This window comes from Aureibaculum flavum, from assembly GCF_016406085.1.
Lineage (GTDB): Bacteria > Bacteroidota > Bacteroidia > Flavobacteriales > Flavobacteriaceae > Aureibaculum > Aureibaculum flavum.
The window spans coordinates 1-19,831 of the sequence record NZ_JAEHFJ010000005.1; the positions used below are offsets into that span (position 1 = coordinate 1).

Here is a 19,831-nt window from a genome sequence, read left to right on the forward strand (position 1 = left end):
CTATTAAGTTGGCCAGATTCAATTTCTTCAACCAATTGAAGCTTGAAAGAAAGCGAATAATCTTTTTGGCTACGCTTGACGTAACCCGTCTTTGCTATTGTTTTCATTACACTATAGTTTTAGTGTATCGCTATTTCAGGACGGGACAGTAATTATAAAAAAAACACCGCAATTGCGGTGTTTTTTTTATAATTAAAAGTTGAAAGATTATTTTATTGGTTTAACCGTTTTAATAATTCTTGCAGCAACTTTGTATGGGTCAGCGTTTGAAGATGGACGACGGTCTTCTAACCATCCTTTATAACCATTATCTACAACGATAATTGGTATACGAATAGAGGCACCTCTATCTGAAACTCCCCAAGAGAAATCGTTGATTGAAGCTGTCTCATGCTTACCAGTTAAACGTTGATCATTAAATTCTCCATAAATAGAAATATGTTCTTTTACAAGTGGACGGAAAGCTTCACATATTTCAACATACTTATCTTTAGAACCACAAGTTCTTAAGATTGAATTTGAAAAATTAGCGTGCATTCCAGATCCATTCCAGTCTGTATCTCCTAATGGTTTTGGATGATACTCAATGTACATTCCTTTTCCTTCAGTTAAACGATCTAATAAATATCTAGAAACCCAGATTTCATCTCCTGCTTTCTTAGCTCCTTTAGCAAACAATTGGTATTCCCATTGTCCAGAGGCAACCTCTTGATTAATACCTTCAAAGTTTAAGCCAGCATCAATACATAAATCAGCATGCTCTTCAACGATATCACGACCATGAGTATGTAAACCACCAACTGAACAATAGTACATTCCTTGTGGAGCTGGGTAACCACCTCTTGGAAAACCTAAAGGTAATCCAGTACTCGTATTCATTATAAAGTATTCTTGTTCAAATCCGAACCAGAAATCATTATCATCATCTTCAATAGTAGCACGTGCGTTAGACTCATGCGGAGTCCCATCAGCGTTCATAACCTCATTCATTACTAAATAACCATTGATACGTGTTGGGTCAGGATAAATTGCAACTGGCTTTAAAATACAGTCAGATGATCCACCTGAAGCTTGTTTCGTAGATGAACCGTCAAAAGACCAATTTCCTATTTCTTCAACAGTTCCCTTGAAATTTTCATGCTCTTCTACTTTGGTTTTACTTCTCATGTTTTGTGTTGGGAAGTATCCATCCAACCAAATGTATTCTAATTTTATTTTAGCCATAATCTATAAGTATTTTAAGTTTTAAAATATTAAGACAAAAATAAATATTTATAAAGTAGTATGGAAATTTGAGGATTGAAAATCGACATTAATACTATATTTTTACAGATACCCCGATTTATTTAGGGGGGTAGGTAAAATATATATAAAAAAAACCCTATATAATTGAGAAATATTTATAATAAGTTTCAGTGAAATTCGCTAAATTTGTTTAAACTAAATAATTATATATTATGGCAGTATTAAGATTCCATGCTTTAAAAGAGGCTTTAGATAGAAAACCTGTTGAGGTTGATGAAAGTATAAAACGTTCTGAGTTATTTGGCGAAAATGTATTTAATGAAAGTACAATGCGTCAGTATTTGACTAAAGAAGCCTATCAAGGTGTTATGAGTGCTATTCAGCACGGCACTAAAATAGATAGAAAAATTGCTGATCAAGTAGCATCTTCTATGAAAGATTGGGCCTTGTCTAAAGGGGTAACTCATTATACGCATTGGTTTCAGCCGTTAACTGGAGGTACTGCTGAAAAACATGATGCCTTTTTTGAAACTATTGGTAATGGTTTAGCGGTTGAAAAATTTGGAGGTTCTGAATTAGTTCAACAAGAACCAGATGCTTCTAGTTTTCCGAATGGGGGAATTAGAAACACTTTTGAAGCAAGAGGATATACCGCTTGGGATCCAACTTCTCCTGCCTTTATTTTTGGAACAACATTGTCTATACCAACTATATTTGTCGCATATACAGGTGAGGCTTTAGATAATAAAACACCATTGTTAAGAGCATTACAAGCAATTGATAAATCGGCTACTGCAGTTTGTAAGTATTTTGATAAAAATGTAAAAAAAGTAACGGCTTCGTTAGGATGGGAGCAAGAATACTTTTTAATTGATAAAGCATTAGCAGCATCAAGACCTGATATTATATTAACAGGCCGTACCTTATTAGGTCATTCTCCTGCTAAAGGTCAACAATTAGATGATCATTATTTTGGATCAATTCCTACACGGGCATTGAACTATATGCGTGATTTGGAAACAGAATGTATGTTGTTAGGTATTCCGGTTAAAACACGTCATAATGAAGTGGCTCCAAATCAATTTGAATTGGCACCTATTTATGAAGAGTCTAATTTAGCAGTAGATCATAATTCTTTATTGATGGATGTAATGGGTAAGGTTGCCTCTCGTCACAATTTTAAAGTTCTTTTTCATGAAAAGCCATTTGCAGGTGTAAATGGATCAGGTAAACATAACAACTGGTCACTTTCTACAGATACTGGTATTAACTTATTAGGACCTGGTAAAACACCAATGAGTAACTTACAATTTTTAACCTTCTTTATCAATACCATAAAGGCGGTTTATGATAATGAGGAATTGTTAAGAGCGACTATTGCTTCTGCAAGTAATGACCATAGGCTAGGTGCAAATGAAGCTCCACCTGCCATTATATCTGTTTTTATTGGTGAGCAATTGACCAAAGTATTGCAAGAGTTAGAAGGGGTTACTGATGGTAAGCTTTCTCCTGAAGAAAAAACAGATTTAAAACTGAATGTAGTTGGTAAAATTCCTGATGTATTGTTAGATAATACAGATAGAAACAGGACTTCTCCTTTTGCTTTTACAGGTAATAAATTTGAATTTAGAGCGGTGGGGTCTACCGCCAATTGTGCGATACCAATGACTGTTTTAAATACTATTGTTGCCAAGCAATTAAAAGATTTTAAAATAGAAGTTGACGCTTTAATTAAAAAGAAAGATTTAAAGAAAGACGAGGCTATATTTAATGTGTTAAGAGAATATATTAAATCTTCTAAGAAAATTTTATTTGAAGGAAATGGTTACGGTGCAGAATGGGAAAAAGAAGCTAAGAAAAGAGGTTTAAGTAATAATAAAACAACACCAGAAGCTTTAAAAGCTCAAATTTCTAAAAAAACACTAGCTCTTTATGATGAAATGGAAGTAATGAGTAAGGTGGAGGTAGAGGCAAGACATGAAATAGAATTAGAAGAGTATACAATGCATATTCAAATTGAAGGCAGAGTGTTGGGTGATATTGCTAGAAATCATGTTATACCAACAGCGGTTAAGTATCAAAACATGTTAATAGAAAATGTAAAAGGACTAAAAGAGATCTTTGAACAGGACTATAAAAAGGAAGCAGGTGAGCAAATTAAATTAATTAGAGAAATTTCAGAGCATATTTCGGAAATTAACTCGAAAATTAACGCAATGATCGAAGAACGTAAGAAAGCTAATAAATTAGAAGGACAAAAAGCTGCTGATGCTTATTGTAATAAGGTTAAGCCTTATTTTGACGATATTAGATACCATTGTGATAAATTAGAAATTATGATTGATGATGAACTTTGGACCTTAACTAAGTATAGAGAAATGCTTTTTACTCGTTAAGAAATTAAATAGAATTAGTACAATAAATCCCGCCTTGAGCGGGATTTATTATGTTATTAAAGAAAAATAGGCAAGATTTTAATTGATTACCTTAATCACTTTGGTAACAAGAGTTACAGTATGTAAAACAATTTTATACTTACATTTGCAATCTTAAACTTAAAAATAGAAATATGGGATTATTTAATTTATTTGGATCAGGAGGTAGTAATAATATAGAAGAATACCTTAAAAAAGGGGCGGTAGTTATTGATGTAAGAACGGTAGCAGAATACAGTGAAGGTCATGTTGAAGGTTCAAAAAACATTGTTTTAGATACTATCCAAAATCATATAGATGAAATTAAAGCCTTAAATAAACCGGTAATTACTTGTTGTAGAAGTGGTGCAAGAAGTGGAAGTGCTGAAAGTATTTTAAAAGAACACGGTATTGATTGTATTAATGGTGGTCCTTGGCAAAATGTGGACAAACACATGTAAATTAAAAAATAATTGTTGGGTGGTTTTCTTTAAAGGTTTTTAATTTCTTTGAAGTAGCATTAAGAAATTTTTGATGACTTTCACTTTGTGGATGTATAGGTCTATGTGCTAAATCTTTTTGTAGTTGATTTACTTGTGACATTATTTTACTAGTGTCCTCATACATAAAAGCATCTGTAAATTTTTCCCAAATATAATTGATAGCCAATTTATTTGGATGCACCATATCCTGTTTGTAAAAACGATAATCACGTAAATCATCCATCATTATTTCATAAGCTGGAAAATAGGCTACATTATTGCTGTTTATTACGTTGTGAATGGCAGTCAACAAATGAGCTTTGCTTTGCTGATTTTCGATAAATCCATCCTTTAAATGACGGACAGGGCTTACCGTAAAGGTGACGGAAGCCTTTATATTTACCGTTTTTACCAGTTCAAGTATTGAAACCAAGCTTTTTTCAATTTCGGTAACAGTTAATAGTTCCTTTTTAAATGCAGACTGTGGTATTTTATGACAGTTTGCTACAATGGTATTTGATTTTAAATGTCGATAGGCCCAACCGGTACCAAGTGTAATAAAGATATGAGTCGCTGATTTAATAGATTTATTAAATTGAGTTACATTTTTATTCTTCTTTAATACATCAGGCGTAGGTTCTGAAAACTTAGAATGGTGGTTAAAACTATGCCACAAACCATCATGAAAAACAAGATCATCCTTGGTGTATTCTCGCTTGTTAACAGCGTCTTTTATAGCGTTTTCAATAGAAACGGGATTAAACAAAATACCATTTGGATTTACAATAGTATTGAACTTGTAATAATTCAATTGCTCACCAATATTATCAGAAAAACAAGAGCCAATTAGAATGATAATGCTATCATATGTAATTGGGTTACTCTGTTTTTTAATAGGTATTTCCGTTTTTAGTTTCATTGAATGATGTTAAGAATAAAATACAGATTGCCTTGAATATTTCTAATACGGAAATTCCATTAATTTTGTTATTCCGGGTACCAAATACTATTGCGAATTGGTACGATGATTTTGATAGGCTTTTCCGTATCGAAATGATGATTTTATCAATTAAACAAATTAAGGATTAACAAATACATCAACTTAATTATAAATACCCTTTTGCCTTCTCTAATGCTTCTTTAATTCCAGAGGGGTTTTTACCGCCTGCTGTTGCAAAGAAAGCTTGACCACCACCGCCACCTTGTATTAGTTTGCCCAATTCACGTACTATGTTTCCAGCATGTAGCTTGTCGTTCGCAATGTTTTTTGAAATATAAATAGTCAAAATGGCTTTACCATCAATATTAGACCCTGCAATAAAAAATAAGTCTTGAATTTCTCCGCCTAATTGAAAAGCTAAATCTTTTACACTATTGGCATCTAAACTCACTTCTGCACTTATAAAGTTTACACCATTTATTTGTTGAACTTTATCTTTTAATTCATCTTTTAGATTGGAGGCTTTATCTTTTAAAAAACCTTCAATTTGTTTTTTCAAATTAGCGTTTTCCTCTTGTAAGTTTTCTATTGCCTTTACAGGTTCTTTAGGGTTTTTTAAAACATGTTTTATAGCTTCATAATTCTCATCTATCTCTACAAAATAATCGCCAACAGCAGCATTGGTAATTGCTTCAATTCGTCTAATACCAGCGGCAACAGCACTTTCAGACTTTATTTTAAAATACCAGATTTCACCAGTGTGCTGAACGTGAGTACCACCACACAGCTCAATGGATTTTCCGAATCTAATAGCTCTAACACTATCACCATACTTTTCGCCAAATAAAGCCATGGCACCTTCGTCAATAGCTTCTTGAATTGGGATGTTGCGTTTTTCTACCAAAGGTAGATTTTCACGAATACGAGCATTTACAAAATCTTCTATTTCTTGAAGTTGTTGAGGTTCAATTTTTGCAAAATGAGAAAAGTCAAAACGTAATGATTTAGGTTTCACTAAAGAGCCTTTTTGTTCCACATGAGTGCCTAATACTTTCCGTAAAGCTTGGTGTAGCAAATGCGTCGCAGTATGATTGCTAGCCGACAATTTTCGTTGTTCTTTATTTACTACAGCGTTAAATATTTCGGTTTTGTTTTTTGGTAAATGCTTCGTGTAATGAACAATTATATTGTTCTCTTTTTTGGTATCTAAAACATAAATAACGTCCCCATTACTCATTTCAAGATGTCCTTTGTCACCTATTTGACCGCCACCTTCTGGGTAAAAAGGGGTCATGTTAAATACCAATTGATACATTTCGCCATCTTTTTTGGTAGTAACTTTTCTGTACTGGGTAATTTTAACCTTAGCATTCAAGCTGTCATAACCAATAAATTCCTCTTCTTCGTCTTCAACTAATACAACCCAATCAGAAGTTTCCACAGCAGAAGCTGCCTTAGAACGGTCTTTTTGTTTTTTCATATGGGCATTAAACCCATCTTCATCAACTGTATATCCTTTTTCTTTTGCAATAAGTTGTGTTAAATCAAAAGGGAAACCGTAAGTATCGTAGAGTTCGAAAGCTTTTCCTCCAGAAATATTCTTGTCTTTCGTATTAGCTATAATCCTATCTAATAGTAAAAGCCCTTGGTCTAACGCTCGTAAAAAAGAATGTTCTTCTTCTTTAATTACGTTGTGTATTAATACTTCCTGATTTTTTATTTCTGGAAAAACGTCGCCCATTTGGTTGGACAAGGTTTTCGTTAACTTATAGATAAACGGTTCTTTTTGGTCGAGAAAAGTAAATCCATACCGTATTGCTCTACGTAAAATACGTCTTATTACATAACCTGCACCTGTATTACTTGGCAGTTGGCCATCTGAGATTGAAAAAGCAACAGCACGTACATGGTCAACAATTACTCTTATAGCAATATCTGTTTCATTGTCTTTACCGTAATTGTGATTTGTAATGGTTTCTACTTCTCTAATTAAAGGTGTAAATACATCAGTATCATAATTAGAAGTTACGCCTTGTAATGCCATGCATAAACGTTCAAACCCCATGCCTGTATCAATATGTTTTGCAGATAAATCGACTAAGGAACCGTCTGCTTTTCTATTGTACTGCATAAAAACCAAATTCCATATTTCAACCACTTGAGGGTGATCTTTATTTACTAAATCTTTACCTGGAATTTTAGCTTTTTCTTCTTTAGTTCTTAAATCTACATGTATTTCTGAGCAAGGTCCACAAGGTCCTTGAGCACCCATTTCCCAAAAATTATCTTTTTTATTACCATTGATAATTCTATCTTCATCAATGTGACTTTTCCAAAAATCATAAGCTTCTTGATCAAAATCTAAATTATCTTGCTTATCTCCTTCAAAAACGGTGACATATAATTTTGATTTATCAATTTTATAGACTTCCGTTAATAACTCCCAAGCCCAACCAATAGCTTCTTTTTTGAAGTAATCACCAAAACTCCAATTGCCTAGCATTTCAAATAAGGTATGGTGATACGTGTCAATGCCAACCTCTTCTAGGTCATTATGTTTACCTGATACTCGTAAACATTTTTGGGTGTCAGCGATACGTTTATTCTTTATCGTTTTTTGTCCCAAAAAATATTCTTTAAAAGGAACCATACCTGCATTGTTAAACATTAATGTAGGGTCGTTCTTTAAAACTAAGGGAGCCGATGGCACTATTTTGTGTTGCTTATCTTTAAAAAAATCTAAAAATTGTTGTCTGATTTTTTGTGAAGTCATATTGTACTGATTATAAACTAAAAAAATTAAGTACTTTTCATTTGCAAAACATTTTGTAACTTTGTTTGTTAAGCAATTCTAAAGTACATTTTAAATGCTACAAAAATAGCATATTTTAATCTATGGCTAAAGTAAAATATTATTACGATTCAGACACACTATCTTATAAGAAAGTGGTGTTACGTAAACGCGATAAATTTAAAAAATTCCTAGTGTTTTTTTTGGGGGCAATCTCTTTTGGCTTAATCTTTATGTTCATTTCCTTCCAGTTTGTAGAATCTCCAAAAGAGAAAGCTCAAAAGCGTGAATTAGAAAATTTAAAATTACGTTACGGATTGTTGGATAAGAAGATGGCTCAAATTGAAAATGTCTTAGATGGCATTCAACATAGAGATAACGATATTTATAGATTGTATTTTGAAGCGAACCCGATACCAGATGAACAAAGAAAAGCGGGATTTGGGGGTGTGAATAGATATAAATCTTTAGAGGGTTTTGAAAATTCAGAAATGATAATTGATGTAAGTAAGAAAATGGATATTCTTTCAAAGCAACTTTATATTCAATCAAAATCTTTGGACGAAATAATTAATTTAGCTGAAGATAAGGAAAAGCTATTGGCCTCAATTCCGGCAATTCAACCTGTTAATAATGAAGATTTAACGCGTATGGCTTCTGGTTACGGATGGCGTTCAGATCCATTTACGAAGGCGAGAAAAATGCATAAGGGTATGGATTTTACGGCACCTACAGGTACACCCATTTATGCATCAGGAAACGGAAAAGTATACAGAGCAGATAATAGAGCTTCTGGTTTTGGGGAGCATATAGAAATAGATCATGGGTATGGTTATAAAACAATTTACGCTCACTTGAGTAAATACAATGTTAAGCAAGGTCAAACAGTTAAACGTGGTGATCTTATTGGGTTTGTGGGTAATACAGGTAGGTCTTCAGGGCCACATTTGCATTATGAAGTGCATAAAAATGGAAAGCCAATCAATCCAATTAATTTCTATTATGGTAACTTAACACCTGACGAGTTTGAAGAAATGTTAAAAATTGCTGCTCAAGAAGGACAATCATTTGATTAATGGATATAAATTTACCAGATAAAAGATATTATAAAATTGGCGAAGTAGCCAAAGCATTTAATGTAAATGCTTCCTTGATTCGTTTTTGGGATAAGGAGTTTGATGTTATAAAGCCTAAAAAGAATAATAAAGGCAACAGGATGTTTACGCCTGATGATATTAAAAATATTCAAATGATTTATCATTTGGTGAAAGAAAGAGGTTTTACATTAGATGGTGCTCGTAAAAAATTGAAATCGAAACCTGAAGAAATAAAAGATAATTTCGACATTATTGCTCGTTTGGAATCCATCAAAGGAGAACTTCTGAAAATTAAAAATCAACTCTAAATATTTATATAATGAAAAAGTGGATAGTTCCTTTAATAATCATCGGTGTTTTAGTCTTTTTGGGCGTAAATACCTATAATTCTATTATTCCAAAAAGAAATGCAGCTGAAAAACAATGGGCAAATGTAGAAAGTGCTTATCAGCGTAGAGCAGATTTAATACCAAATATTGTGAAAACTGTTCAAGGGGCAGCTGATTTTGAAAAAGAAACATTGGAGGGTGTAATCAAGGCAAGGGCCGAAGCTACCAAAACATCTATAAACGTTGGTGACTTAACACCAGAAAATATGGCTAAATTTCAACAAGCACAAAGTGGACTTTCAGGGGCGTTAAGTAAATTAATGGTTGTGGTAGAACGCTATCCAGAATTAAAAGCTAATCAGAATTTTTTAGAATTACAAAGCCAATTAGAGGGTACTGAAAATAGAATTAATGTGGAGAGAAATAGATTCAATGAAGTAGCCACTGTATATAAAGATTATATAGAGAAATTTCCAACAAATTTATTTGCAAAGGTTTTTGGATTCAATCATCTACCATTATTTAAATCAGATGCTGGTTCTGAAAACGCTCCAGACGTAGATTTTGATTTTAAATAGGCTGATAATAGATTAATTTAAAGTCTTTTGACTAGTGGTCAGTTATTACATAGCTGTAAATCTGGTTTACATTAAAATTTAACACCTTATTTATGTCTAAAGTAGAAGATTTTTTAACCAAAGCTGAAGAGCAAGAAATAATTGAAGCTATTCGCTTGGCGGAACAAAATACTTCAGGTGAAATTCGTGTTCACTTAGAGAAAACTACTGATAAGGAACCTTTAGAAAGAGCCAGAGAAGTCTTTCGTTTTTTAAAAATGAATGAAACAAAACAACAAAATGGAGTGCTTTTTTATGTTGCAGTTGACGATAGAAAATTCTCAATTTTAGGAGATAAAGGTATTGATATCGCTGTTCCAGATAATTTTTGGGACAGTGTAAAAAATAGCGTTATTACGGCCTTTAAAGATGGTAATTATACACAAGGTTTAAAAGAAGGAATCCTTGAGACAGGAGCGAAATTAAAACAATATTTTCCGTATCAAAAAGATGATAAAAATGAGTTGCCAGACTCTATATCTTTAAGTTAGTAATTATTCGATATTTTAAGGAGGTTTTATTAACTTTACAGCTTTAAAAAAAGCAATTAATGTCTACATTTTATAAGCTCTCAGTAAAAGAGATTCAGCAAGAAACAAAAGATTCAGTTTCCATAGTTTTTGATGTGCCTCAAGATCTACAAGAACGTTTTAAGTTTATACCAGGTCAATATTTAACCATAAAAAAAGTATTAAACGATAACGAAGTTAGACGGGCGTATTCCATATGCTCTTCATTACTAAGTAATATCCTTAAAATAGCTGTAAAAAAGGTTGATAATGGTCTGTTTTCTAAATACGCTGTAAATGATTTAGCCGTTGGTGATGTTTTAGAAGTTTCAAGACCAGAAGGTCGGTTTGACTTAATGCCAAACAGTAAGCATAAAAAAAATTATATGGCTTTTGCAGCTGGTAGCGGTATAACACCTGTTTTATCTATGGTAAAATCGGTGCTAGAAACGGAAAAAGAAAGTCATTTCGTATTGGTTTATGGTAATAAATCTATAGAAGATGTTATTTTTAAACAAGAAATTGATGAACTTCAGTCGGCATACCCAACTAGTTTTACCGTACAATATGTATTCAGTCAGCATAAAGAAGAAGATGCCCTTTTTGGAAGGATTGATACTTCTGTATTAGACTTTGTTTTAGATAATAAGTGTAAAGAGCTTACATTCGATGATTATTTTCTTTGTGGACCAGAACCTATGATAAATTTGATAAAGTCAAATTTATTAGATAAGGGAGTGAAAGAAAAAAATGTCCATTTTGAATTATTTTCAACGAATGTTGATGAAAAAATTGGAGATGCCAATATTGAAGGTAAAACTACCGTTAAAGTAATGTTAGATGATGAAGAACATACTTTTGAAATGGATAGAGGAAAAACTATTTTAGAAGTTGCATTGAAAAAAGGTTTAGATGCTCCATACTCATGTCAAGGAGGTATTTGCAGTACATGTTTGGCACAAGTTACCGAGGGTAAGGCAGTGATGGATAAAAACGCTATCTTAACCGATGGAGAAATTGAGGAAGGATTGATATTAACTTGTCAAGCACATCCAACAACGGCTACTATAAGCATTGATTATGACGATGTATAAATCTATAATGAATTTTTAAAACGCATTATTAAATTTAAAATTGTTAGAAATAAATTTGTTGCAAACGCTAAACATATATAACCTATGAATGATATTATAAATGCTATACCCATTGGAATAGGTCTTGCATTTATGATAGGCCCAGTTTTCTTCGTATTGCTAGAAACAAGTGCAACAAAGGGGTTTAGAGCCGCGTTGGTTTTTGATATTGGTGTCATAATTGCAGATATTATTTTTCTGTATTTTTCTTATTTTGGAAGTCGTACGTTATTAGAAAAAATCAAAGATGACCCTAGATTATTTTTACTAGGTGGTGGAATTTTATTTGTTTACGGACTCCTCATATTTTTTAAACGTAGAAAGCCCGTTATAACGGATAATGACTTAGTTGTGGTAGAAAAAAACAACTATTTTGGATTGTTTTTTAAAGGGTTTTTATTGAATTTTATTAATATTGGAGTATTAGCTTTTTGGTTAGGAATGATTGTAGTTATGAGTCCACAATTGGAAATGGACGACTCTCGAATTTTTACTTATTTTGCGGGTGTTTTATTAGCTTATTTTATTACGGATTTACTTAAAATTTTACTTGCCAAACAATTAAAGAATAAACTAACTCCAATCGTTATTAGAAAAATTAAAAGGGGTATGGGTATTGCATTAATGGTATTTGGACTGTTTCTTGCGGCACAATCCTTATTGCCAGATAAAGCAAAAAAGCAAATTGATAACGTTATAGAGAAAAGTATCTCAGAATAAGCTTCAGTGTATTATTTCAATAAATTGATTGAAGATATAATTTTAAAATCTTCCTTCGGTCATTAAATTCTAATCATTATTTACCTGTACTCCCAAAACCTCCTGCTCCTCGTTTTGTTTCATCTAAAATTTCTACTTGTTCCCATTTTGCCTGAGTATATTGTGCAATTACAAGTTGAGCGATACGCTCTCCGTCTTTTACAATAAAATCTTTGTTCGATAGGTTTATCAAAATAACACCAATTTCTCCACGATAATCGGCGTCAATAGTACCAGGAGCATTGAGAACTGTAATGCCGTTTTTAGCAGCTAAACCACTTCTAGGTCTTACTTGAGCTTCATAGGCTATCGGTAAGGCAATAAAAAGACCTGTTTTTACAATAGCTCTCTCTAAGGGTTTTAAGGTAATAGAATCTTCTATATTTGCTCTCAAATCCATTCCAGCAGAAGCAATAGTTTCGTAGTTAGGTAATGGGTGTTTTGACTTATTGATAATTTTTACAATCATTTTCTGAAGATGGTTTTAATTTCGTTTTTTTCGTTAAAGTAAATAATACTAATAAATACTAAAACGAATATAGTGGATATGTAATAATTGGACTTAAACTGATAGTATGATACTACGGATAAGCCAAATGAAAGTATAATGTAAAGTAATACTTTGTTCATTTTATAAGGTACTCGATAATATTTTTTACCATAATAATAAGAAAGAAGTGTCATACTAGCGTATGCAATTAATGTTGCCCAAGCGGAAGCCATAAATCCGTATTTTGGAATAAACACTAAATTTAAAACAACGGTAATGAGGGCTCCAATCACTGAAAAATACATACCGTATTTAGTTTTATCGGTTAATTTGTACCACACTGATAGATTATTATAAACTCCTAATAATAAATTGGCCAATAGTATAATTGGAACAATGGCTAGTGCTCCAAAATATTCATCAGCGATTATAAAACTCGCTAAAAAATCTATATATACAACTACAAATAACATGAAAAAGGCACCAATAATCGTAAACCACGTTAATATTTTAGCATAATTCTGCTTCGCATTTGCCTTGTCAGATTGATTAAAGAAGTAGGGTTCAGCTCCCAGTTTAAAAGCTGTAATGTATAAGGTCATAAATACGCCTAATTTATAACAAGCCGCGTATATACCCATTTGGTCTTTGCCAATTATATCGCCTAATAATAATTTGTCTAAATTCTCATTAGTTGTATATGCTAAGCCACCAATCATTATCGGTACGCCATAGGCTAACATTCTTAAAAGTATTTTTTTATCAAACTCAAATCCAAATTTGAACATAGAAGGCAATAACATCAAGAAGGTAACAAAACTAGCTATTAAGTTGGCTATAAATATAAAGACAACTGTAGGTGTACTTTGATAGAACTCTATAATTGATGAGGGTAAGTCAATGCCATTTTTTATGGCATAAGGTATAAACCATAAAAAGAATAAATTAAAGAAGGCATAAATAATAATATTTGATATTCTATAGAAAGCAAATTTTATGGGTCTGTTTGTCACCCTTAAATAAGCATAAGGAATAACAACTAGCAAGTCAAAAGCGGTAACAAATGTTAATATTTTTAGATGTATGGGGTTTTCAAAACCTAACAAATGAGATAGTTGATTATTGAAAGTCAAGAGAACAACTAAAAAAAGTAGAGTAGAAGCTATTAAAGTAATGAAAGATGTGGAAACAATTTTGCCTTTTTCTTTCTCTTTTGAGAAGAATCTAAAAAAAGCAGTTTCTAAACCAAAAGTTAAAAATGCGATAAAATAGGCTGCAAAAACGAAATACCATGTGTTTTCGGCGAATTTAGCTGATTCTAACTTTTCTGTATGGAGTTTTGTTAAAATTATATTGATCGCTCTGGGTAAAACCGCAGCTACTCCGTATATAATGGTGTCTTTAAAAAATCGTTGTAACGAACTCAAGTTTAATTTTTTATTGTAGATACAAATATAAAAGAAAAACCCTCACCAAATGGTAAGGGCTTATATATTCTATATTAAAGAGCTGTTAAGCTTCAATAGGTACAATAGAAACGTAAGATCTATTGTTTCTTTTCTTAGTAAATTTTACAATACCATCAACTTTTGCATGTAATGTATGGTCTTTTCCCATATATACATTTTCACCTGGATGATGACTAGTACCTCTTTGACGGATAATAATATTACCGGCAATAGCACCTTGACCTCCAAATATTTTAACGCCAAGTCGTTTCGATTCTGATTCTCTACCGTTCTTAGAACTACCTACACCTTTTTTATGTGCCATGATTTATAGTTTTAAATTGTTAAATATTTTTTTGAGGTATTAAGCTTCAATACCACCTTTAGTTTCGTCTTGCCATTTTTTAAGCTCATCCCATTTACCTTCAGCAGCCATTTTTGCTTGTTTTGGCCATGAACCAGGATTTTTCGATGCATATCTTGAACCTGCACCTTCTAAAATAGCTTTTAATTCTTTTTGAGAAGCTTTTGCTAATTTAGCAAAAGTATCAATACCAGCTTCAGCAAAAATTTCAGCAATTTTTGGACCAATACCTTCAACCTTTCTTAAATCATCAGCACTAGCCGTTTTAACAGGAGCTTTTTTAGCTGCTGGTTTCGGAGTTGCCGCTACTTTTGGTTCCGCTTGTTTTGGAGTTTCCTTTTTAGGAGCTTCCTTTTTAGCTTTTTTAGCACCACTAGCTACAATACTTTCAATCTGAATTTCAGATAAATATTGACGGTGTCCATTTTTTACTTTGTAACCTTTTCTACGTTTTTTCTTAAAAACGATTACTTTGTCACCTTTAAGGTGTTTAAGGATTTTAGCAGTTACTGCTGCACCTTCTATAGCTGGGGCACCTATGGTTACTTTGCCATCATCCAATAAAAGAACGTTATCAAAAGTAACTTCTGAACCTTCTTTGTCTTGTAAACGATGTACAAAAACCTTCTGGTTTTTAGCAACTTTAAATTGCTGCCCTGCTATCTCTACAATTGCGTACATAAATTAATGTTTTTTATTGAAAACCCATTGTTTAGGGTTTTGCTTGTTTGAAAATGAGTGCAAATATACTTCTATTTTATAAATAAGCAACATGTGAATTGTAAAAAATGTTAATTGTTTAATTTGGCCATCTGTTATAATAATGTTAATATCAACAATGTGACTCTATATATATAGGTGTAAAACTGATTTTTTCATTAAATTTGTGATATAAATTTATAAATAAATGAAATTTCTAAAACCAATAGTACTCCTTATTACAGTATGTGTATTTCTTTCATGCGGAAATAATTCTAAAACGAATGTACATAATGTTGCCGGAAGTCATAATTCCGATGGCGATAATGAAAATATTGCTGCAAATTTAGAGAAGATCTCATTAGGAATTGACGGAATGACATGTGAAATTGGTTGTGCTAGAACTATACAATCGAAGCTTTCAAAGACAAAAGGAGTTAAAATGGCGGAGGTTAATTTCGAAAATAAAAGAGGTGTTGTTGAGTTTGACTCTAATAGGATTACTGAGGATGAGATAGTTGATATTGTAGAGCAAATTGCTGGCGGAGATTTATACAAAGTAATTGAAGTTAAAAAGGCTGAATAGAAAAAACGGAAAAAAACCTTTGTTCATGTGAAATATTATTAGTTATTTTGCGTTTCGTTAACGTATTAAAAACTAAATTTAAAAACAAATGAAATTACTTAAAGGATTTTTTGCAATTGCTCTAGTAGGTTTAATTGCTGTTTCTTGTAAAGAAGCAAAAGACAAAGCTGGTGACGCTATGGATACCGTAGAAGAAACAGCAGGAGACATTAAAGATACAGCTAATGAAGCTGTTGAAGATGTAAAAGACACAGCTAATGAGGCTATTGACTCTGTTAAAGCTAAAGCTGAAGATTTAAAAGAAGGTGCTGAAAACGCTGTTGAAGGTGTTAAAGAAGGTGCTGAAAAAACTGTTGATGCTGTAAAAGCAAAAGCAAATGATGTTAAAGAAGCAGTGAGTAACTAATTCTTAACAACAAAAAACACTATAAAAAAGGCTTCCAATTTGGAAGCCTTTTTTTATGCCTTAAAATTAAACATTTTTGTTGGTTCGTAATGAGAAGTAGAAAAAGAACAAACTAATATAGAATAGTAAACCAACCAATTGGTGCAGTACTCCATAAGATAATGGTATACCAGGATTTATATTTAACACAGTCAATATTCCTAAAAGAAGCTGTCCTAAAATTAAGAATGAAATGAAATTTAACCAGAATTTCGAAAGTTTAGAAACGGACTTTCTATAAATAACGAACAGATAAAGAGTAAAGATAACTAATACATAAGCTAATAAGCGGTGAATGAACTGAATTAATGCAGGTGCAAAGGTAAAAGTATCATAGTTTGTTAGGTTTATCCATTTCCAATTTTCAAGGCTCTGCATTACTTCAGGTAAAAAATAACCATTCATATCTGGCCAGGAAGGATAGTACAAACCAGCTTTCATACCCGCCATTAAACCCGCAAATATCATTTGGATAAATGTAATAGCGATAAAAATTGGAAGAATAATACTCGATTTTTTTTCTGAAGTACTTTTATAATTATATACATCAGCAATTGTTTTAACCATAAAAGTGGTACTTACTAGGGCAAGCATGAAGTGTAAAGTAAGCTTATAGGCATTAACCCAAGGTCGGTTTACTAATCCGCTCTTTACCATAATCCATCCTGCTGAAGCTGTAAGTGCTGTAAATAGCACAACTAAAAGCAATCGTTTTATTAAGTATGCGTTAATTTGTTTTCTTATAATAAATATAATGAACGGAATTAAAAAAACAAAGCCCAATATTCTAACCCAAAGTCTATGAAAATATTCCCAGAAAAAAATAAATTTAAAATCGGTTAAGTCGAAATGAGAATTTATTTTATGGTATTGAGGCGTCTCTTTGTAAAGTTCAAATGCCTCTTGCCATTGTGTAGGGTTTAAAGGAGGTATTGTTCCACTAACAATATCCCAGCGGGTTATGGAGAGTCCAGATCCTGTTAATCTTGTTATGCCGCCAAGAACTACTTGTCCAATTAACATAACTAATCCTAAAATTAACCATATTCTAATGGTTTTCGTGTATTTGTATTTCTGGGTAGTCAATTTAATTCAAATTTATTTCCAACTTAAGGTTTCCATAATGTGTTCTATATCTTTTTCTATAAATTTTACTGCAGGTAATATAGAGTCGTAATTTGGTTTTGCTTCAAAATACAGGGCTCCAGTAATGAAATGACCTGTTTTGTCTGTAAGATGAAATTGCAAAGAAGACGCTGCATTTCCAATTACTTCTCGTAACGCACCGTATTTTTGAAATTCTGTATTTTCATAATCTTTAGTGATTATATTATCTGCTTTTATAGTGTGATTGTAGGTCAATTTTTCAGCTTCACTTAAAAGTTCTGATAAATTGTTTTCTACACTTCTATAGGTAATATTAAGTGATGCTTTTAAATTTGGATATTTAATGTTTATCCAGCATTTTTCATTAAACTTTGTTTGCGTATTGTCTGGTACTTCAAATGTATAAGGACAGTCTGAGGCTATTTCTTTATAGTTTGGGGCAGCATAAGCCAAACGTAAAAATGCTTTTGGTTTTGGCAAATAATCCTCATTGGAACACGAAGAAAGTAATAATCCTATTACTGCGAATACTGTAATTTTTTTAAGTTGTTGTAACATCTTGAATGGTGGGTTTTGTCACTTTTATTTGTTTGATACGTTTTTTATCTAGCACTTCAATTTTGAATTTGTAATCTTCAAACATAATTTGCTCATTTAAAAGAGGAAATTTTTCGTTAATTTCAAGTATAAATCCTGCCAAAGTCTCAGCTTCGCCTTTATGTTCTTCAAATATAGAATCGTCAATTTTCAATACTTTATAAAAATCTTTCAATGCAATTTTACCTTCAAAAACATAATTGTTATTGTCAAGTTTAGAATAACTCAAGTCATTGTCATCAAATTCATCACTAATGTCACCTACTATTTCTTCAATTACATCTTCTAAGGTTACAATACCTGAAGTGCCACCATATTCATCAACGACAATGGCTAGATGATTTTTCATTTCTTGAAATTCTTTAAGTAAATCATCTAATTTTTTATTTTCAGGAACAAAGAAGGGTTTACGCATTACCCTTTTCCACTGAAATGTTTTCTTATTAAGGTGTGGTAAAAGGTCTTTCGAATATAAAACACCCGTAATCTCATCAATATTATCATGATAAACAGGTATTCTTGAGTGTCCGTTTTTAATGACCTTGGCAACTACATCTGCGAAAGTATCACTTTCGGGTAAAGCAAAGACATCTGTTCTAGGGCACATTACATGTACAGTTTCAGTATTGCCAAATGTAACAATGCCTTGCAAGATTTTTTGTTCTTGTTTTGAAGAGCCTTCTTCAGAGGTTAATTCTAAGGCTTGAGACAACGTTTCTACTGAAAAATCTGAATTCTTTTTACCCAACCTTTTTTCTATAATACTTGTTAAGTTTAATAATGGGATGCTTAAAGGAGTAAGTAGTACATTTAAAATACTAATTGGAGTGACCATTAAAGTGGCGAATTTTAATGCATTTCTGTTCGCGTAAACTTTGGGAAGTACTTCACCAAAAAGTAAAATTAAAAATGTGACTAAGATTACTTCGAGTAAAAATCGGAAACCACTATTGATTATACTACCGAAGAAAAAATCACCCAAATAGGCAAAAAGCAAGACGATTAATATGTTTACAAAGTTATTTGCTATTAGGATAGTTGCTAACAGTTTTTTTGGACGTCCTAACAGTGTAGTAACCAGGTTCGTTTTTTTAGATTCTTCAGCTTCATTTAATGTTGTTTTTGAAAGTGAAAAAAAGGCAACCTCTGAACCTGAAACTAATGCAGAAATTAAGAGTAGCACAATAAGTGCAATTAATCCGATTGTAAAAGACCAATTGATAGTATTTAATAAAAGCAAACTCGAGGGTTCAGGATCCAATATTATATGGTTTATTTAAAGTTAAAATGGTAAATCATCATCAGTTTCTTGAGGAGTTTCATCACTTTTTGGTTTTGTAGTTTGATTAACTGGTGGTTTAGAAGGGCTATTATCTAAATCTTTTTTAGTAGTTAAAAATGTCATTTCTACAGCATGAATTTCTGTTGAATATCGTTTGTTTCCACTTTGGTCATCCCATTGACGGGTTTTTATCCTTCCTTCAACATATACTTTATCGCCTTTACTCAAATATTTTTCACATATTTCAGCTAATTTGTTTCTCACCACAACGTTGTGCCATTCAGTAGTTGTTACTCGCTCACCAGTTTGTCTGTTTGTATAGGTCTCATTTGTAGCAACAGGAAACCTGCCAATAGCGTTGCCACCTTCAAAAAAGTGCATTTTTATCTCATCTCCCAAATGTCCAATCAACATTACTTTATTTAATGTACCTGCCATGATAATAAAATTGTGTGTCAAAGATAATGAAAATAAAAATCTTAAAAATATAAATTCAA

The 19,831-nt window shown here is 32.1% G+C and carries 21 protein-coding genes; 10 read left to right on the forward strand and 11 right to left on the reverse strand.

What is annotated here, in order from left to right; genetic code table 11:
* Nucleotides 1–207: 207 nt before the first annotated feature.
* The gene (locus tag JBL43_RS10800) at nucleotides 208–1,224 is read right to left on the reverse strand and encodes a glutamine synthetase beta-grasp domain-containing protein (RefSeq protein ID WP_198841465.1); all 1,017 of its coding nucleotides are present in this window, start codon (nucleotides 1,222–1,224) and stop codon (nucleotides 208–210) included.
* A gap of 233 nt (nucleotides 1,225–1,457) precedes the next feature.
* Here JBL43_RS10800 and JBL43_RS10805 point away from each other — a divergent pair, with 233 nt between their 5' ends.
* Nucleotides 1,458–3,641 (forward strand): glutamine synthetase III family protein, encoded by a 2,184-nt coding sequence (locus JBL43_RS10805; RefSeq protein WP_198841466.1) that lies wholly within the window; start codon nucleotides 1,458–1,460, stop codon nucleotides 3,639–3,641.
* 173 nt (nucleotides 3,642–3,814) lie between these two features.
* On the forward strand, nucleotides 3,815–4,120 hold the full coding sequence (locus JBL43_RS10810) for a rhodanese-like domain-containing protein (RefSeq protein ID WP_117879740.1): 306 nt from the start codon (nucleotides 3,815–3,817) through the stop codon (nucleotides 4,118–4,120).
* A gap of 1 nt (nucleotide 4,121) precedes the next feature.
* Here JBL43_RS10810 and JBL43_RS10815 read toward each other — a convergent pair whose 3' ends face one another.
* Together JBL43_RS10815 and alaS are read right to left on the reverse strand one after the other, a co-directional pair.
* On the reverse strand, nucleotides 4,122–5,060 hold the full coding sequence (locus JBL43_RS10815; protein WP_198841467.1) for a GSCFA domain-containing protein: 939 nt from the start codon (nucleotides 5,058–5,060) through the stop codon (nucleotides 4,122–4,124).
* Between the two features lie 187 nt (nucleotides 5,061–5,247).
* On the reverse strand, nucleotides 5,248–7,854 hold the full coding sequence (gene alaS, locus JBL43_RS10820) for an alanine--tRNA ligase (protein ID WP_198841468.1): 2,607 nt from the start codon (nucleotides 7,852–7,854) through the stop codon (nucleotides 5,248–5,250).
* 122 nt (nucleotides 7,855–7,976) lie between these two features.
* On the opposite strand from alaS, the gene JBL43_RS10825 reads away from it, so the two are divergent.
* The 6 genes from JBL43_RS10825 to JBL43_RS10850 all read left to right on the forward strand — a co-directional run bounded on the left by JBL43_RS10825 (nucleotide 7,977) and on the right by JBL43_RS10850 (nucleotide 12,277).
* Nucleotides 7,977–8,948 carry a M23 family metallopeptidase gene (locus JBL43_RS10825; protein WP_198841469.1) on the forward strand — a complete coding sequence of 324 codons (972 nt, stop codon included), beginning with the start codon at nucleotides 7,977–7,979 and terminating at the stop codon, nucleotides 8,946–8,948.
* Nucleotides 8,948–9,277: a MerR family transcriptional regulator gene (locus JBL43_RS10830; protein ID WP_198841470.1), complete on the forward strand. Its 330-nt coding sequence runs from the start codon at nucleotides 8,948–8,950 to the stop codon at nucleotides 9,275–9,277. Before JBL43_RS10825 ends, JBL43_RS10830 begins: the two co-directional genes overlap by 1 nt.
* 11 nt (nucleotides 9,278–9,288) lie before the next feature.
* Nucleotides 9,289–9,876, forward strand: a complete 588-nt coding sequence (locus tag JBL43_RS10835) for a LemA family protein (RefSeq protein ID WP_198841471.1) — start codon at nucleotides 9,289–9,291, stop codon at nucleotides 9,874–9,876.
* Between the two features lie 92 nt (nucleotides 9,877–9,968).
* The gene (locus JBL43_RS10840) at nucleotides 9,969–10,406 is read left to right on the forward strand and encodes a TPM domain-containing protein (protein ID WP_198841472.1); all 438 of its coding nucleotides are present in this window, start codon (nucleotides 9,969–9,971) and stop codon (nucleotides 10,404–10,406) included.
* Nucleotides 10,407–10,465: 59 nt separating this feature from the next.
* Nucleotides 10,466–11,518, forward strand: coding sequence for a ferredoxin--NADP reductase (locus JBL43_RS10845; RefSeq protein WP_198841473.1), 1,053 nt, complete (start codon nucleotides 10,466–10,468; stop codon nucleotides 11,516–11,518).
* A gap of 84 nt (nucleotides 11,519–11,602) precedes the next feature.
* Nucleotides 11,603–12,277 (forward strand): LysE family translocator, encoded by a 675-nt coding sequence (locus JBL43_RS10850; RefSeq protein WP_198841474.1) that lies wholly within the window; start codon nucleotides 11,603–11,605, stop codon nucleotides 12,275–12,277.
* Between the two features lie 76 nt (nucleotides 12,278–12,353).
* On the opposite strand, the gene dut is transcribed toward JBL43_RS10850, so the two are convergent.
* From dut to rplU, 4 genes are all read right to left on the reverse strand, one after another.
* Nucleotides 12,354–12,785: a dUTP diphosphatase gene (dut, locus tag JBL43_RS10855; protein WP_198841475.1), complete on the reverse strand. Its 432-nt coding sequence runs from the start codon at nucleotides 12,783–12,785 to the stop codon at nucleotides 12,354–12,356.
* Complete coding sequence (locus tag JBL43_RS10860) at nucleotides 12,782–14,233, reverse strand: oligosaccharide flippase family protein (protein WP_198841476.1); 1,452 nt, start codon at nucleotides 14,231–14,233, stop codon at nucleotides 12,782–12,784. The genes dut and JBL43_RS10860 overlap by 4 nt, the downstream gene beginning before the upstream one ends.
* Nucleotides 14,234–14,318: 85 nt before the next feature.
* Nucleotides 14,319–14,579, reverse strand: a complete 261-nt coding sequence (gene rpmA / locus JBL43_RS10865; RefSeq protein ID WP_117879729.1) for a 50S ribosomal protein L27 — start codon at nucleotides 14,577–14,579, stop codon at nucleotides 14,319–14,321.
* 39 nt (nucleotides 14,580–14,618) lie between these two features.
* The gene (gene rplU, locus JBL43_RS10870; protein ID WP_198841477.1) at nucleotides 14,619–15,299 is read right to left on the reverse strand and encodes a 50S ribosomal protein L21; all 681 of its coding nucleotides are present in this window, start codon (nucleotides 15,297–15,299) and stop codon (nucleotides 14,619–14,621) included.
* Nucleotides 15,300–15,525: 226 nt separating this feature from the next.
* Between rplU and JBL43_RS10875 the strand changes: the two genes are divergently transcribed.
* Both JBL43_RS10875 and JBL43_RS10880 read left to right on the forward strand, forming a co-directional pair.
* Nucleotides 15,526–15,903 (forward strand): heavy-metal-associated domain-containing protein, encoded by a 378-nt coding sequence (locus JBL43_RS10875; protein WP_198841478.1) that lies wholly within the window; start codon nucleotides 15,526–15,528, stop codon nucleotides 15,901–15,903.
* A gap of 88 nt (nucleotides 15,904–15,991) precedes the next feature.
* The gene (locus tag JBL43_RS10880; protein ID WP_198841479.1) at nucleotides 15,992–16,309 is read left to right on the forward strand and encodes a hypothetical protein; all 318 of its coding nucleotides are present in this window, start codon (nucleotides 15,992–15,994) and stop codon (nucleotides 16,307–16,309) included.
* 66 nt (nucleotides 16,310–16,375) lie between these two features.
* Here JBL43_RS10880 and JBL43_RS10885 read toward each other — a convergent pair whose 3' ends face one another.
* The 4 genes from JBL43_RS10885 to JBL43_RS10900 are packed head-to-tail and all read right to left on the reverse strand — an operon-like array spanning nucleotide 16,376 to nucleotide 19,772.
* Entirely contained in the window at nucleotides 16,376–17,434 is a 1,059-nt protein-coding gene (locus JBL43_RS10885; RefSeq protein ID WP_198841480.1) for a COX15/CtaA family protein, read from the reverse strand.
* Between the two features lie 12 nt (nucleotides 17,435–17,446).
* Nucleotides 17,447–18,013 carry a gliding motility lipoprotein GldD gene (gene gldD / locus JBL43_RS10890; RefSeq protein ID WP_198841481.1) on the reverse strand — a complete coding sequence of 189 codons (567 nt, stop codon included), beginning with the start codon at nucleotides 18,011–18,013 and terminating at the stop codon, nucleotides 17,447–17,449.
* On the reverse strand, nucleotides 17,997–19,313 hold the full coding sequence (locus JBL43_RS10895) for a gliding motility-associated protein GldE (RefSeq protein WP_198841482.1): 1,317 nt from the start codon (nucleotides 19,311–19,313) through the stop codon (nucleotides 17,997–17,999). Before JBL43_RS10895 ends, gldD begins: the two co-directional genes overlap by 17 nt.
* 21 nt (nucleotides 19,314–19,334) lie before the next feature.
* The gene (locus JBL43_RS10900; protein ID WP_198841483.1) at nucleotides 19,335–19,772 is read right to left on the reverse strand and encodes a single-stranded DNA-binding protein; all 438 of its coding nucleotides are present in this window, start codon (nucleotides 19,770–19,772) and stop codon (nucleotides 19,335–19,337) included.
* Nucleotides 19,773–19,831 lie beyond the last annotated feature (59 nt).